Consider the following 15,607-nt stretch of genomic DNA (forward strand, 5'->3'; position numbering starts at 1 on the left):
TGAAGCTAAAGCGCAGGCTAATGCTGCAAGTGATAATGCTAATACTCGTCTGGAGAAAAATAAAAATGGTGCGGACATTCCGAACAAAGATGAGTTTGTAAAAAACCTCGGTTTAACGGAAACCCAAAAATTAGCAGCGGGTGCACTACCTAAAAGTGGTGGTCATATCAGTGGGACTGTTGTGATCACAAACGATTCCGAGATTCAATTTTCTCGTAATAGTGACTGGGGATTGTTAGGATTTAAAAATACCGGGGATGGTGATGCCGACAGTTTCATGTATTTTGAAACCGGTGATAATGGTAATGAGTATTTTAAATGGCGTCACCGAATATCAGGACAGAATACGGCAGAAGACTGGATGTCACTCAAACGTGATAATCTACGTATTAAAGGGCATCCGGTTTATCATGAAGGAAATAAACCTACAGCAGGAGAAATAGGTGCTGTATCTGCTAGTGGTGGTGCTTACAATCAATCATTTGATTTTCAATCGATAAATGTAGAAAACTTTCATCTTAAATATGATAAAGGTAAACACAATTATATTTCATGGTTTGAAGATACAAAAAGAAGTGCATATTTAGGTTTTCCTAATGATAGTGCCACTCACTTTAATATTGCGAATGAGAAACTTAACAGCATATTAACTCTACATGCTGATTCAGTGACTCATAACTCTCGAAAATTAGCTTTTCAGGATGAAAATTATACTAAACCTGAATCGGATAACCGTTTTATTCGTTTGAATACGAATACTAAAACGTCAGGGTATATTTTATCCAAAGCAGCTAATCTTTATGACGATCCTAGTTCTCGTGATTTAGGCCGATCAGGTTTTTTAAGACCGAATGAAGGGTTAGATAAGCTTGGAGCATTAGCAATTCACGTGGCTCATCCTTTGGTGGAAGGAGCTCAACATGCCAGAGGTATTTCTTTTGATTACGGATTTAAAACCCGTTCATTTGGTATATCAACCTATGCTTTTGATGACGATGGTAATTTTAAGGGAAGTAAAAAAATATTAACAGAGGATGATATAACTTCATTTGACAAGAAATATCTGTCTAAGAAAGAAGAAAAACGTACTCAAGAATATTCCATATGGACAGGAAGTATATGGGCTAGTGAAAAGAGAACAGTCACTTGCAGTGAAAGTATACTAGGCCGTACATTATTTCTGAAAAGTTCAGATAATGGCAGAAATCAGTGGATTTCTGTACAAGTTCCAGCAGTTTTAGGGCGTGGTGGCTCTGTCTCAGCAAATTATCGTGTTTGGTTTACCTTTGATATGCCAGATGAAAAAACTTTACGATTCTGGGAAGGTGGGTATTTTTTATTAACAGATGTATGCATTTCAAAATAATAAATTTCATTGTATAGATGCATAAACAAGGAATTAAAATGAAAGTCTATGTTTTTAAATCGGATACTAGGTCATACCAAACATATCCTGAACCAGATAATATTGATGATTTTTATGTATTTGATGTTAATGAAAAAGAAATACATGATTATGAATTCATCATGTCGGGTGATGAATGCAAAATAGTTGAGAAAAGGCCTAATAAATATTGTTATTGGAGTGGTGATTCATGGATTCTTGATAAGAAAAAATTACAGGATAGCCAGATAAAACAGTTTGAAGAACAACGTAATAATCTTCGACAACAAGCAAATGACGCTATAACAATATTACAATACTCTCTTGAGACTGCTCTAGGTTCAGAAAAAGAACAATCATTATTATTAGAATGGAAAAAATATATTGTTTTGTTGAGTCAGATAGATTTATCAAAAACGTCAAATATTACATGGCCTACTCAGCCTAAATAATCACAGGGGCTTTATGCCCCTGATTGTTACTTTATTTTTGGTTGTTCGGGCCATTCGATATTAGGTGCGATGCTGCAATCAATACGATTGATTTCCACTCTATATTTCCTCCATTCATATAACTTGGATTTCTCTTCAGTTGTACTAATGTCCAGGTCAACAGCATCTTGGAGAGGAGCAATTATATTTTTGATATGTTCCATTAACTGTTTCTTTTTTACTTCTGCTTGTCTGCGCAACTCTTCCTTAGTTGGAGCTGGAATATCTACCCAAGCTGGTAAGCCATCATCACCAGCTACCCTCATTTTTCCTACAGGGGGAATATTGCCAACAAACTCTGAATAAACATGATCATCTACTTCAATACCATCATCTGGCCATGTTCCAGCATTAATATAATCCTGCATTAATGTTTTTGGAAAAAATGAATTTCTTTTAGCACTATAAAAATACATATTTAATATCCTATTGCTAACCAAACTGAAGGTTGGCTACTATCAACAGTAACTCTTATTTTTTCATTGTTTAATAGCTTTGCAGAAGATGAGCAATTATCTCGGTCATACTCTATAGCATCATTTACATAACCAATTGCCCATAATCCTCTAGTTGGAAAACTAATAGTTAAAGGAACGTTAATAGTACCTGCACCTATTGTATTTGCTACAACTCCCCATTGAATAATCATCCCTGTATCGCCACACTTCCACCAACCATTAGGTTCTTTTTGAGCTGTATTTTTCGTGGCATTAGTGCGGTTATTAACTAATTCAACTACAGCATCCCATAACCATTTATTCCCCCAACGACTTCCCCATATATTCCCATCTTGGGCTATTGTTGTTCCTGTGCTACCAATAAGCAAATTCCCATTAACTTTTGTTTCATGATCTAATAAAACTTTTCCTGTTTTCATATTTATAGAAAACGGTCTAAAATTATTCCATGAGCCTTTTGAATCATTCTTATTGGTTTGTAAAATATAGAAATTTTCACCATCCAAACGTAAGAAAACACCATAACCACCTCTTTCAATTCGGTAATTATCTGGTGAAGATGATGAAATTTGACCGCTTAATGTACCACCTGTTATAGGAAGGGCATTTTTTGCCAATTCAATGATATCTTTATAATCATGAGAATAAGGTAAAACATTATCGTCATATTCTTTACCTAATAGAGGATCATCAATGGCATAAGATTTCACCATCCATTTAATTTCAAAATTACTCTGAGGTTCCAAATTCCTGGCGATCTCAAATTCATCATCTTTACGAGAATAATGAATACCAGAAAAATTACTGGTGACATGGTAAGTTAAACCTCCACGCAAATAGCAGCCGCTGTATCTTCTGCATTCAACAATATCTCCAGGTTTGACCTTTTCATAAAGAGGATATTTACCATCTATTGGTCTTGCTATACTCATCATATCATGACGGACATTTCTTACTGTCTTACGATATGTTTGATTTACACGTTTAATATTTAGGTAATGAGCATCTCCTCCCCATCGAACATCCCCTCCCTCAATCTGCAATAACAAACCAGCAATATGTGTATCTCCATCTTTACCAAATGGCTCTTTTTCTCTATCTTCCGCGTACCAGCGATGAATAGCTAACCACGAATTTGCACCATTATTCGATGGAAATTGCCACCAAACCGGATAATAACGATTAGTACTCAACCCGGTCAGATCTATCGTTTTATTAAAGCGTGGTTCAGCCTGAATTTCTTCAACCGTGGGTTTATTTCCTTCATGATAAACCGGATGCCCTTTCACGCGGAGGTTATCTGATTTCAGGCTCATCCACTCATTGGTTCCTCCACCAGAGAGGCTATGCTGCCATTTAAAATACTCGTTACCGTTATCTGCGGTTTTAAACCACATATAAGAGTCAGGATCACCATCCCCAGTATTTTTAAAGCCAATCGCAGCCATATCCGTATTTCTGCGCCAAGCTATTTCAGAGTCCGTAGTAATTGTGAGATCCCCGGTGACTTGGCCTCCGCTGTGTGGTAACGCATTTTGTGCTTGTTTTTGGGTTTCCGTTAACCCGAGGTTTTTTACAAACTCATCTTTGTTCGGAATGTCCGCACCATTTTTATTTTTCTCCAGACGAGTATTAGCATTATCACTTGCAGCATTAGCCTGCGCTTTAGCTTCATTCACTCGAGCATCAGTTTCGGCTTTGTTGTATGCTCCTACATCCGCAGAGTTCAATGAAATATCTGCTGACAGCGTTTTGCCATTCACTTTTCGTGCAGCAGGAACACGACCATTCGCATTATCATTCGCTACTTTGGCCTGCGCTTTAGCTTCATTTACACGCGCATCAGTTTCGGCTTTGTTATACGCTCCTACATCCGCAGAGTTCAGTGAAATATCAGCTGACAGCGCTTTCCCGTTCACCTTACGGCTAGATGGAACGCGACTATTCGCATTATTATTCGCTGCATTAGCCAGGTCATACGCCGCTTTCACCGCTTTCGGTGTGGCCGCATGGGTTTCGCTATTGCTGTCTACCGCGCTGCTCAGGATGACAAATCCTTTTTCTTTCAGCGTCGCATCCGGATGGTTACGGCTGTTCGCGTGTTTTGTAATGGAATTATCCACATACTCACGGGTTGCCAGAACAATGGACGGATCAACTTTCAGCGTGACCGCATTTGCGCTGCTGACAATCAGGATCATTCGGATCGTCTGAGTACGACCGGAACCTTCCTGCAATTGTGGTTTGTAGGTTTCTGCACAGTTACCTACTGCAACCAGAACGCCGTCTTTGTCATACAAGCCGATTTCACGGATCCACCAGCCACCTTCGGCTTCAGGAATAACCTGTTCCGCGATAATCTGATTGGTGTTTTTCGGATCGATGCTCAGCGTATTAATCGCTGCCCGGCGTTTTTCATTAATCAATTTGGTTTGTTTGGTATCCGGTACCGGCAGGCTGCCACCACCATCACCAACGGCCATATGGGTAATTTCAATTTTTGTACCCAGTGCCGCAGCATTTGCCAATTTATCTGCACCTAACTGTGTCAGCAGCGCAAAATATTTGGTACTCATGGTCTAATCCTCATGTCGTCAATAATATGTACCCCCGCGCCCACAATTTCTGAGCCGGATACGGTCACTTCTTTCGGGAAATAGGGGTAAACGGTTAGTTCGTCACCGCTGTAAGTCGCTGCCGAATAGTGATATCCACCACGGGTATCAAGGTTGATATCCAGCCCGATTAAATGTCGGCTCACTGGTTTAGCATCGAAAATCAGTTTTTCCAGTTCTTCGAACATTTCATGGGTAATACCGCTCTCCAGAACACCAATATCCAGACGGAAGGTGCCCGGTGCATCGTTGGTCTGCCACCACTCTTTAACCCGGATGAGATAACCCAACGGTTCAATCACCCGTCGGATTGCCCCAATTGTTCCTTTGTGTTTATGCAGGAACAGTGAACCTTTGATCACTTCCCTTTTGATGTTCTCAGGCCAGTTCTCGTCCCAGCGATCCACAGACCACGCCCATGCCAGATAAGGCAGTAACGATGCCGGACAAGTGTCCGGGTTCCACAGCTCATGCAATGGGATTTTGATCTTCTGCAACTTGGCACAGGCTTTCGCCGCAGCCAGTTCTAACTGCGTTGAACCCATCGGCAGAAGGCGATCATTCATCAGAACCTCCCATTGTCAGCGTGGTTTTGGTGCAGTAAGAAGCCTGTGTTTTATCCAGCACGACGTCTTTCAATGGCGCTTTCAGTTCTACACGCTGGACACCTTCTACATGCAAGGCGGCATAAATCGCGGACAAACGAATGTCACGCCCCAGACGATGCTGCGCTTCGACATAATGTTTCAGCTTCTGCTCCGCTGCTTTGCGGATAGGTTCTGACTCCGGTGTCGGGAAGATGTACAGCACTGCGTCAATTTCATATTCCACGATTTTTGCTGACTGGACTTTCAGGCGATCAGCCACCGGACGCACGTTTTCGTCGTTCAGGGCTGTTTCGACAATTTCCAGCAGCTCTTTGGATGCAACGCCTTTGTCCTGGCGGGACATAATCGTTACTGTAACGTTAGCCGGTGACGGGCTGATTGCCGAAGCATCTGCGACACGGCCATCCGCACTGCGGGCATGGAATTCATAAGCACCCACCGGGCCAGCAACACTCAGACCTTCAAAAGCCTGTGGAATACGGACACGGTAATCATTGTCGGATTCCATCACAGCCGGAGTCGGCGGGACGGTTGAGTTATCCGCAGAACGCAGAACCATGCGCGATACGTTGTTATTCGCTCCCAGCTGATCCAGATCGCTACCGGTTGAATAGGCCACCATAACCGCGCGGGCAGCTTCATTAACGCGCTGGCGCAGAAGCAGTTCGCGATATACGTTCTCTTCCAGCAATTTCACCAAAGGCTCGGATTCAAGTTGCAGTGTTCGTGCAATGGCATCCTGCTGCTCTTCGGGATAAAGCGAGATTAGGCCTCTTTTACGCTCTTCTAACAGTTGTTCGTAATCCAGTGGCTCAACCACATCCGGTGGTGGTAACTGGCTTAAATCGATTGTTGGCATTGCTTACCTCACCGGAATTGAGAGTGAAAATTCTTTGGCGGACTGGTGATAAGTACCGGTAATATCCACCACCATTCTGCCGTCCTGTAGGGTTTCCATCGTGATTGACGTCAGCGTCACACGTGGCTCCCAACGACTGATTGCGGTATAGCTGGCCGCCATAACCTGAAGTTTGATTGCCGGGTTCTGCGGCCAGTCAATCAGTTCAGGCAGTAACGAACCGTAAGTACGACGCGCAATACGACTGCCTACCGGAGTCAGTAAAATATCGCTGACGGATTGCCGGACATGGTCCAAATCGCTCAACGCCCGGCCTGTCTGCCGGTTCATCCCCAGATACATCATACGGGGCCTCCTGATGTGTCACGGCCTGACTGGATGCCGATGTGTTTATGGGAATCCACGATCACGCCATTGGAACTGAATGTGCCGCCGGTGTGTTCAATATTGCCCGTCATTTTGCCGCCATTGCGCACAATCAGATTTCCTGTGCTCATCAGCTGCGTACAGATGACTTCCGGTGTATCCAGCGTAATCCGGGTGCTGGCAACACAAGTGATTTCCGGCGCAGTAATATGGACGGAATCCGATGCAGTCACTGTCGCGGTTTTGATGCCAGTCACAGTTAATGCACCTGATTGCGGCTCATACTCCATCACTGCACCATCCGGAAACTGAACATGTGTTGCTTCAGGAGACGTTGATGGTGCCGGAAACTCATCTGAAAAAATTGCTGGCAATACAAAGGCGGTGGTCAGTTCGCCGCCTATGGACAGTAATAAAACCTGCTCACCAACACTGGGCGCCCACCATGTGCGGGAGTTCCCCGCTCTGGATGTCAACCAGTGCAGCCAGTCGGTTTCGAGATTGCCTGTCGCGACCCGGCATATACCCTTTGCGGTATCCACTTGGGTAATCACGCCTGTTCGGATCAGGTTGCGCAATAAGCGCATCAGTTCAGTGAGTTGTGTGTTCATGGCGTAAGAATGCCATGAAAAATCGGGGGAAACATTAAACTAGGCTTGTAGGAACAGACATACAAAATGGCAGATAAAAATCAATTAAATCAAAAAAATAAAAGCCTTTTCATCCTGAGATAAAAAGGCTTTTATAGGTTCTGTGAGAAGTCATGTTCAGTTGTTCAAAGTGGCTACGATTTACATTGCCTGACAACTTCACGGACATATTGTTGCAGATAATCTAATTTGGACTGGTCACTGATGATCCCTGCTCGGATATCGTAAATATCGCGTCCAGCTTTTGCAGTGAGTTCGACTTGGGTTCCATCGCCCATGCTGCGGGGGCCGGTATCTCGCTTTTGGGTGAGCTGACAGGTAGCAAGGTTGGCGGCGGAGATTTGCACCCGGCGATGACCAGCGGCAATATCAGCACGCAAAGCGGCGTTTTCTTCAGTAACATGGGCTAATTTTCCGGAATAGTATTCATCTAATTGGGCGGCTTTACTCTGAGCATCTTTCATCTTTTGAATAGCTGACAATGTTTCCTGATTCGCTTTCTGATGAATAGCAACAACCTGAGCACTATGCTGTTGTTTAAGGTTCGCAACTTCACCAAGGAACAGTGAACGATGCCCCCACCAGCCAGTGCATCCTCCAATGACAAAAATGGCAATTAACGATATTTTCTTCATTCCTCCAATCCCCAACAAACCAACTCGGATTCCTGTTCACGTCGTAAGACCTGCCCATAACAGCCATTCGGCTGTCCTTTGGTTGCCCGGCAATCACGACCTCCATCGTAAATCCAGCGTTTAATCTCCTGACAGGCACCTTTTTTATCTCCGGCATTGAGTTTGCGATAAAATGTTGAGGAGAAACATTTTGAGGGGCCGATGTTATACGGGCAAAAACTGGCAATTCCCGCAATTTGTGGCTCGGTCAGCGGAACATGAACGTTCTTTTTCACCCAATCAATCGCTTTGTCAGCTTCAACCCGGTTCAGCGCTTCACATTGCTCAGCAGTCAGTTGCATCCCTTTATATACTGCCTTTCCATCAATACGCGTCACACCCCGGCATATCGTCCAGATACCACCGGCATCCTGATAAGCAACAAGCCGATTGCCCTCTTTCTCATCAAGAAACTGGGAAAGAATGACCGAAGAACTGGCGCCACCGATAATCAGGCCAATGAGCAACCGGCTGAGTCTGGTTTTGAGATCCTGCATATCACAGCTCTTTTGGTGCGTTATGTATCAGCTCGCTGACGATTCTGGCTGATTTAGATGCAGGCTCTACCTCCAGATTTTCCAGAATATCTTTTAAGATTAAAGTGCGTTTCATCTGCTCACGTCGATTAAGACGATAAGTCAGAATACCGAGAGAAATGCTGGCTAATACTCCCAACAGAAAACTCAGCTCATATAAAGAAAGACCGGAAAAAATGGCGGTTGTGCTGGCACAGGCATAAGTGGCATGGCTATATTTATCCATTCATGCCCCTCAATCCCAAAGCTGAATCATAGGCTTACTGGCAACGGGCACAAAATCCGGCATTTCAACTTTTGTTCCATGAGGCAATGTCGCACCAAAATCAGCCAGCCCAGGATTTGCCTGCAATACACGCTCCGTCATGCCTAAAGTCCGGCCATAATGACGCCAGCACAAAGCGTCTACCGTTTCGTTTTGTTGTGCAATAATTTGCATATACTCTCCTTTTATTTGCAGAAAATAATCGGTAAATCGGAGAGTTATGATCGAATAATCAGCGAAATGCCTCAATGAAACGGCATTGTTGGGGAAATAGTACAAATGAAGGGCAATTTCACCCGATGGGATTTATTTTCACTGTTCAGAAAAGTATAAGGGCAGGGGATAATCCCTGCCCTTATACTATTTAAATTGCTTATTATCCGTTTATTGGAGAGTTCAACCCATCAGGCCTAATCCGATAACCAACTATCGTCCTCCCAGACACTTTGGATCAGTTCCATGATTTGATCATGTTCACTACTGTTTTTACTCCCTGTCACTTTTACGGACGTGTTACTACTGAGGGCAATTCTAAAATTAGTATCAGGATACTGTGGCAGTATTCTCTTCTTTAACTCGCTTTCAAGTGCAGACATGACTGATTCAGAAACATTAGCTCGCTTATCGAAAAGTATTTCAACTCGCATCATTTTCTCCCGCTAAAACCTATTCTTTTACCGAACCTGAAGTTTTTCAATCATTCATTATCTAATGATTTGTTTTTTAAAAAATTATTATAACCACTGAGACTTTTTTCATAGGGTGCAGATAACTCTGCTATCCAGACCAGTGCCAGTTCTTTGTCTTCTGCCTGATTGCATTCACAACTTGTTGCCATTCTGGCAATAAAATTAATACGTTGTGCTACCAATGATTCCATAAGAGAGTCCACTGATATGTCCGCCTCCACTCTATAACTGTATATGCATACAGTACACCTAATTAGTGAAAATTTAAAGTAGTTTTTTCCTTTCTTAAAGATAAAAATTGATAGTTAATAACTATTATTTATTTCTTTAATGGAAACTTTTATCTAAAAAATAACATTTATCAAAACCATTTCACATCTATATCACAATCTCGTCTTCCCTGTCTATCCGTACAGTTATTGACAGAACTCCAAGAGAGCCATTTTTTGTGTCGTCTATAGACAATCCGCTCTGATGTGGCTGGCGCATCAGATTTCGGGACAACTGTCCATTGATGTATTCGTGTACAGATATATTTTTCCTGACTGAGCAACGACGATGTCACTCCCTGAATGGAGTGAATATCTTCACCATAAGGACTACCAAAAGGGATATGCTTATAAGCGAGCCTGATAACCAAATCACGACGGGCAACCCATGGCCCTCCCTGAGCCTGAATATAAGCCGCCCAGTTTCCCTTATCCGCGGCCTGCAAAACGTCATTCATTTTATTATCAGATAAACGAACGTCTTTAAGTCGACGCAGTTCTCGCCAGACAGAAACCGGAGCACCACCAATTTGTTGAAATTGTCGAATTCGCCAACGACTCGCCCAAGCTGTTACTGATTTAGCCATATCGCGCAGTGATCCTCCCGTTTCATGATCGATTTCATCTTCCAGAGCATAACCATCAATATTTTTGGAAATGTACTTTGCGATATAACCTGTCGCGCTACCTTGATTAGGATCTATCACCCGGTAATCAAAACGAGATTTTTTATCATGGTTACGCAGTAACTCTTCCTCTTCTTCCTGACAAGAGTAGTGTTCAAGGGTATTTCTGACCTGTGAAGCATGTTCCGGCAACATAAAGAGCAAAATGTGCCAGTGTGGTGTCCCGTCATGATGGGGTTCAACAACCCGAAAGCCAAACAGCTTAATACCCGCACGGGCAATAGCTGCGCGAGATTTTGCCCATACACTGCATAAATAGCGCTGAGTATCACGGGGAGTTGCACCTTCCCATTTTTGGACAAATCCCCCTCTATGCCTGACTGCATGGTATTTTGCTGGTGCAGTGATAGTATAAAACTCTCCTACACACCCCATTTGATTTGCAATATCTTCGAAACCGCGCATTCTGGCCATTAATTCGCAGCGACGAATAGCAGGATTAGCATTACTATGAACGACGGTCTCAGCTAATGAAATCCGCTCTCCTGCTTCATTTTCTAAATCAAAATGCTGAAAAAACTCACGATTGCGCCGCTTTTGTTCCAGCCATTCGCGTAAAGCCAGTAGTGAAACATAAGGTGAGGCCGCGTTCTGCACCTGTCCAACTGCAATTGCCATATGCTCGGATTGGGTATCCCGCAAGCGTTTTAAGCGAAAATACCACCAGCGTGTGGACATCATGCGTAACATGCCGGCGCAAAGTAGATCAACAGACAGTGTTTTTCGCCCATAATTGAACTGCCGCCAATAAGGGGGATGAATGCCACATTGCAAAGTCAGCTTTGCCATTAATTGATATACCTCAGCCATGTGAGAAAACCGTACTGATTCACTCATCGCTGATTCAGCCGGAACTTGCTGCACTTTCTCCCGATTAGAAGAGTGATTCGTAACAGAGTGACTCATAGAAGAATAGTGCTCATAATTTTCGGTAATAAACACGGATATTTCATGAGCAAGCTTTAAAAGCGGTTTACGACCATATGTCGCAATATTGCTCAATTGTTCAATAAATGGAAAAGGAGCAATGCCCGATACAGAATGTTTGAATTGATACCTGCTCTTAACCAACTGTAATCGCGGTAATACATTCTGCCCGACGGTTTTTCTCAGGTAAGCATTAGCATCCCTGCGTCCTGATTGCGTAAAGATATCGGCATAGCGGTGACTAAAATGTTTTGCCAGAAAATCCGGCATCTGGCCAATATACTGGTGGCGCCATTGGTGATCTTCTGCGTTAACTTGCCATAACAAACGCTCTGCTGATGAAGCACTCTGCGGAATATTTGGCTGAAACATGACCGACTGTTTATAAGTGTGAGCGAAAAGATCACTATTCATCAATGCCACCTTAATTAAGGAAATGTGAATGTCTGGCGTACACATGCCATCTGTTCAAAAAAATTAGAAAATATTTAAAAGGTGGTTAACTGGGTAACGTTAAATGTCTGGGAAACTGACTAACTACAACCTTAATATGATTCATCGCTTTGATCAGAGAGTGTTTTTCCTCAGAAGTAAACTGGCTGATTTCGCTGTCATGGCGAGCTCGGGGAATATTTGCCAAATAGAAAATAGCGGATAAAGCCCGCTTGTTCTCTTCATAATGACAATCCCTTTTATCACGCATGTCCGCAAGAAAGCGTTTTAACTCTTTTTCATCATCTCCCCAGTATATTGCTCTGATCTTAGACAGATGGTTCAATCCTTCCAACCGCTGACCGAGGTTAATTTGGGCAAACTTTTCTTTTTCCGTATTCGCCATATTTTCCTCACCCTTTCACCTTCAGAGCGATTATTGTCAGAGCAATCCCTCGAACACCGCTGATATCAGGTATAGGGATTGAAATTTGGATGTTCATGATGCAATATCTCTTAATGGTTTTCGTCTTAACCAATTCGGACCCAATAAAGATCTCATTTCAAGATCTTTTGCGGGATAATAATATCTCTTATCTATACTGTCAATGAAAAATACCAATATTGAGATCAAAATGGGGGCTGATAGTGGTGGGCGACCAGCTATCGAGCGCCTTGTACGCGCGTATGGATTTAAATCCCGTCAGGCTCTGAGTGATCATTTAGGCGTGTCCAAAAGCACAATGGCAAACCGCTATCTTCGTGATAGCTTTCCGGCGGATTGGATTATTCAGTGTAATCTCGAAACGGGTGCTTCACTGCTATGGCTGAGTACAGGGCAAGGAGAGATGTTTCCAAACGGCGAAGGGATCAAAAAAACAGAACGATTGGAAGATATCATTGCGCCGTCAATCTCCCGTGTAAAACTGTCAGGAGGTAAGCTGAATGAGGCTGATCCGGTTATTCTGGATAGTGAGTTGATTTCCAAAGATCTCAGAGAACCTCTGGTGGTTGATGATGGCGTATCCTGGTATTTGCTTGATGCACAAGAAGACACTATTCAGGACGGTTTATGGCTGGTCGATATCGAAGGAATGCACAGCATCAAGAAGATAGCCAAAATCCCTGTCAGTAAAATTCGCGTCAGTGATAATGATGTTACGTTTGATTGTGCTATCAGCGATATTCAATTCATTGGACGCGTGGCTTTAGTGATCTCCAGACAATAACCAGTTACGTAACAATACGTTTTCCATCAAAGTTATCTCTGATTGCCAGAATAACTTTGATGGCGTTTATCATTTTAAAAAAGTTGTATCACAGGATAAAATACTCACGGCTTTTCTTTATACGTTTTATTCTAGTGTCTTTTATTACCTAAATATTTTCTCATGTGAGTGAAACATGCTAATGCAAGGTGCAATAAAATTATTCCAAGCGTCTATCCAGTTTGTCACGCAAATATTCAAACCAATAGTTATTAGATTTATTAAATAATATATACAGCTCGTCTATTCTGTATCTTTAAATCATTATTTAAAGGTTAAACTTTGTTATGGATTTTATTATTTAAATAATAAAAATTTCTATTCGTATTTAATTAATAATCCTCCTTAAAATACATAACTACTATACACAATGGATTTCAAGATGCGTCGCGGCGACAAGGGAGTGAATCCCCGGGAACATAGATAACTATGTGACTGGGGTGAGCGAGCGTAGCCAACAAAGAGGCAACTTGAAAGACGAAGTGTATAATTGCCATTCAGCAGGTTTCACGTTACATCGTGCTGACGGGAGTTGATCGCCTCATCCGATACAAAACATGTTCCCGTAGCGGGTTCCCTTCCTCAAGAGCTGGATGCATAAATGTTTTTTTATCTCTGATCATTCCCAGCTTTTTCATCACATTTTCTGAACGAGCATTCATCAGGGTGGTAAAAGCTACAATCTCATCCAGTCTGATTTCCGTAAACCCAAAATCAAGAACTTTGTGGGCAGCTTCACTGGCATAGCCTTTACCCCAAAATGGCTTATCGAGACGCCAGCCTATTTCAACAATATGGCTACAGGTAGAAAATGGAAATTCAAGACTCGGTATATTCAACCCAACAAAACCAATAAACTCACCACTTTCTTTCACCTCTGCCGCCCATAGTCCCCAACCACCCTGAATCTCAAATTTACGAATACAATTATCAATCAGTGTGTCGCTTTGTTCTTTTGTCAGCGTATTGGGGAAAAACTCCATTACTTCAGGATTACTGTTCAGGCGGTAAAAAGGTTCTCTGTCTTCTTCCTTCCAGGCACGAAGCCATAATCTTTCTGTTTCCAGTTCTATAATCACAATTTTCCCTTATTGATTGAAAATATGGATTTCAAATAGCATCTAAGTGATATATGAGAGTCTCACCGCTCATATAACTTAATGGGCTGATTTGATGAATGTAACTAACACATAGATAACGTAAAAGAAGCAAGAATATCAAAACAAAAACTGCCGGAAAGTACAACACATTCCGGCAGTAATATAGAAATTTTATACCCGAGTGGTTTCCGCGAATTGAAAATCGAAGAGTATTTTACCAGCAGATATCAGGCAGTAGCTTTAGATTTTGCCTTATCTCCCGGAGTATCCTTGATGGAAACAATTCGTTCTGCTTCCTGTTTCTTCTTATTTTCTTTTTCCACTTGTTCAGACTGACCGATAAATAATCCGCCACGTCGGATTGACATACTCCCACAACGGCTGATACCCCGTAATTCCCCATGTTCAAGGATATCGAGTGTTTCAGCACAGCAAGTCCCTTCTACGTGACCATCAATAATAATTTCAGGTGCAATCAACTCACCTTCCACTTTACCGGCGTGCATAACACGAATAGCCCCGCCTTTTACGCGAATATTCCCGATAATTTTTCCCCAAATCTGGATATCCCCTTCCATCTCGATATCCCCTTTGAATACGGAATTCTTCGCGACAATCGTATTAGCGCGGGCTTCAGTGCCAGAGATTTTTTTCTCTTCAGTCTGTACAGGAGGAGTGATTTGTGTGACCGGGCTGGCAGCAGATGCCTCAGTTTTTTTTCCAAACATAGCTTTCATTCTCTGTTTCATATTAGTAAAGTAAAATACCAAGGCTAAAAAAGATAAAATTGCTGTTATGGTACAACCAATATTGTTGCCATATACGTACAATCCCAGTGTAATAGCCCAAGCGAGCCATAAACTGTATAAAAAAGCGTTATCTGAAAAACGATACTTTTCCATATGTTTCTCGTTCTTGTAATCTTTTATCTTTCATCAGCAAATATATCTATGTCTCTATGCCTTAGTGGATATAGAAGAAAGGCGATGAAAATACATCCTAGCATTGTACCAGTATAAAAAACAATCTACGAAGCTATAACAGAGGTATTTATGCCGTTATTACATGGATAACGTTACCAACAAAGCTTAATGGTCTGAATTATCGATAGTTTGTCTTTAAAATCCAACACAGGAAACTCATTTTAATAGAAATATTTTGGTATCTTAAATATAAGAACCATATAAACCAATAAATATGCAACATCACTAAACCAATGCTTAACAAAATAACATCATATGCAATACAGTTTATTTATATTTCATTACAGGATATGTAATTTTAATTAGAGAATTGTACCTTAACTAACCTACCTGAATACTTATCTGAC

The 15,607-nt window shown here is 42.1% G+C and carries 19 protein-coding genes and 1 pseudogene; 3 read left to right on the plus strand and 17 right to left on the minus strand.

Annotation, left to right across the window (positions count from 1 at the left end; genetic code table 11):
* Positions 1–277: 277 nt before the first annotated feature.
* Both AACX38_RS20095 and AACX38_RS20100 read left to right on the plus strand, forming a co-directional pair.
* Positions 278–1,366 (plus strand): hypothetical protein, encoded by a 1,089-nt coding sequence (locus tag AACX38_RS20095; RefSeq protein WP_228865362.1) that lies wholly within the window; start codon positions 278–280, stop codon positions 1,364–1,366.
* Positions 1,367–1,404: 38 nt separating this feature from the next.
* On the plus strand, positions 1,405–1,836 hold the full coding sequence (locus AACX38_RS20100) for a tail fiber assembly protein (protein WP_228865346.1): 432 nt from the start codon (positions 1,405–1,407) through the stop codon (positions 1,834–1,836).
* Between the two features lie 26 nt (positions 1,837–1,862).
* On the opposite strand, the gene AACX38_RS20105 is transcribed toward AACX38_RS20100, so the two are convergent.
* From AACX38_RS20105 to AACX38_RS20175, 15 genes and pseudogenes are all read right to left on the minus strand, one after another.
* Positions 1,863–2,291, minus strand: coding sequence for a tail fiber assembly protein (locus tag AACX38_RS20105; RefSeq protein WP_228865347.1), 429 nt, complete (start codon positions 2,289–2,291; stop codon positions 1,863–1,865).
* A gap of 2 nt (positions 2,292–2,293) precedes the next feature.
* On the minus strand, positions 2,294–3,781 hold the full coding sequence (locus AACX38_RS20110) for a phage tail fiber protein (RefSeq protein ID WP_339385701.1): 1,488 nt from the start codon (positions 3,779–3,781) through the stop codon (positions 2,294–2,296).
* A 252-nt stretch (positions 3,782–4,033) separates the two neighbouring features.
* A pseudogene (locus tag AACX38_RS20115) lies at positions 4,034–4,909 on the minus strand (phage tail protein); the annotation flags it as partial.
* Positions 4,906–5,514, minus strand: a complete 609-nt coding sequence (locus AACX38_RS20120) for a phage tail protein I (RefSeq protein ID WP_228865348.1) — start codon at positions 5,512–5,514, stop codon at positions 4,906–4,908. The gene AACX38_RS20120 and the pseudogene AACX38_RS20115, both read right to left, overlap by 4 nt.
* Positions 5,507–6,415, minus strand: coding sequence for a baseplate assembly protein (locus AACX38_RS20125; RefSeq protein ID WP_099123495.1), 909 nt, complete (start codon positions 6,413–6,415; stop codon positions 5,507–5,509). Before AACX38_RS20125 ends, AACX38_RS20120 begins: the two co-directional genes overlap by 8 nt.
* Before the next feature lie 3 nt (positions 6,416–6,418).
* Entirely contained in the window at positions 6,419–6,760 is a 342-nt protein-coding gene (locus AACX38_RS20130) for a GPW/gp25 family protein (RefSeq protein WP_099123496.1), read from the minus strand.
* On the minus strand, positions 6,757–7,392 hold the full coding sequence (locus AACX38_RS20135) for a phage baseplate assembly protein V (protein WP_228865349.1): 636 nt from the start codon (positions 7,390–7,392) through the stop codon (positions 6,757–6,759). Before AACX38_RS20135 ends, AACX38_RS20130 begins: the two co-directional genes overlap by 4 nt.
* Before the next feature lie 173 nt (positions 7,393–7,565).
* The gene (locus tag AACX38_RS20140; protein WP_228865354.1) at positions 7,566–8,066 is read right to left on the minus strand and encodes a lysis system i-spanin subunit Rz; all 501 of its coding nucleotides are present in this window, start codon (positions 8,064–8,066) and stop codon (positions 7,566–7,568) included.
* Entirely contained in the window at positions 8,063–8,602 is a 540-nt protein-coding gene (locus AACX38_RS20145) for a lysozyme (RefSeq protein WP_228859727.1), read from the minus strand. The genes AACX38_RS20140 and AACX38_RS20145 overlap by 4 nt, the downstream gene beginning before the upstream one ends.
* Position 8,603: 1 nt before the next feature.
* Positions 8,604–8,867 carry a hypothetical protein gene (locus tag AACX38_RS20150; protein ID WP_099111665.1) on the minus strand — a complete coding sequence of 88 codons (264 nt, stop codon included), beginning with the start codon at positions 8,865–8,867 and terminating at the stop codon, positions 8,604–8,606.
* A gap of 9 nt (positions 8,868–8,876) precedes the next feature.
* Entirely contained in the window at positions 8,877–9,080 is a 204-nt protein-coding gene (locus tag AACX38_RS20155; RefSeq protein WP_099111664.1) for a tail protein X, read from the minus strand.
* A 236-nt stretch (positions 9,081–9,316) separates the two neighbouring features.
* Positions 9,317–9,556, minus strand: a complete 240-nt coding sequence (locus AACX38_RS20160) for a DinI-like family protein (protein WP_339385700.1) — start codon at positions 9,554–9,556, stop codon at positions 9,317–9,319.
* A gap of 47 nt (positions 9,557–9,603) precedes the next feature.
* Entirely contained in the window at positions 9,604–9,786 is a 183-nt protein-coding gene (locus tag AACX38_RS20165; protein ID WP_099123501.1) for a hypothetical protein, read from the minus strand.
* 170 nt (positions 9,787–9,956) lie between these two features.
* Positions 9,957–11,891 (minus strand): replication endonuclease, encoded by a 1,935-nt coding sequence (locus tag AACX38_RS20170; RefSeq protein WP_228865356.1) that lies wholly within the window; start codon positions 11,889–11,891, stop codon positions 9,957–9,959.
* Positions 11,892–11,976: 85 nt separating this feature from the next.
* Positions 11,977–12,315 (minus strand): DUF5347 domain-containing protein, encoded by a 339-nt coding sequence (locus AACX38_RS20175; protein WP_099123503.1) that lies wholly within the window; start codon positions 12,313–12,315, stop codon positions 11,977–11,979.
* Between the two features lie 229 nt (positions 12,316–12,544).
* Here AACX38_RS20175 and AACX38_RS20180 point away from each other — a divergent pair, with 229 nt between their 5' ends.
* A complete protein-coding gene (locus AACX38_RS20180) occupies positions 12,545–13,138 on the plus strand; it encodes a phage repressor protein CI (RefSeq protein WP_228865358.1) in 594 nt (197 codons plus the stop codon).
* Between the two features lie 551 nt (positions 13,139–13,689).
* Here the strand turns inward: AACX38_RS20180 and AACX38_RS20185 are convergent.
* Positions 13,690–14,256 (minus strand): GNAT family N-acetyltransferase, encoded by a 567-nt coding sequence (locus AACX38_RS20185; protein ID WP_228865360.1) that lies wholly within the window; start codon positions 14,254–14,256, stop codon positions 13,690–13,692.
* Positions 14,257–14,504: 248 nt separating this feature from the next.
* Entirely contained in the window at positions 14,505–15,014 is a 510-nt protein-coding gene (locus tag AACX38_RS20190; protein WP_228865361.1) for a bactofilin family protein, read from the minus strand.
* Positions 15,015–15,607 lie beyond the last annotated feature (593 nt).

This window comes from Xenorhabdus sp. PB30.3 (genome assembly GCF_963895965.1).
Taxonomy (GTDB): Bacteria; Pseudomonadota; Gammaproteobacteria; order Enterobacterales; family Enterobacteriaceae; genus Xenorhabdus; species Xenorhabdus stockiae.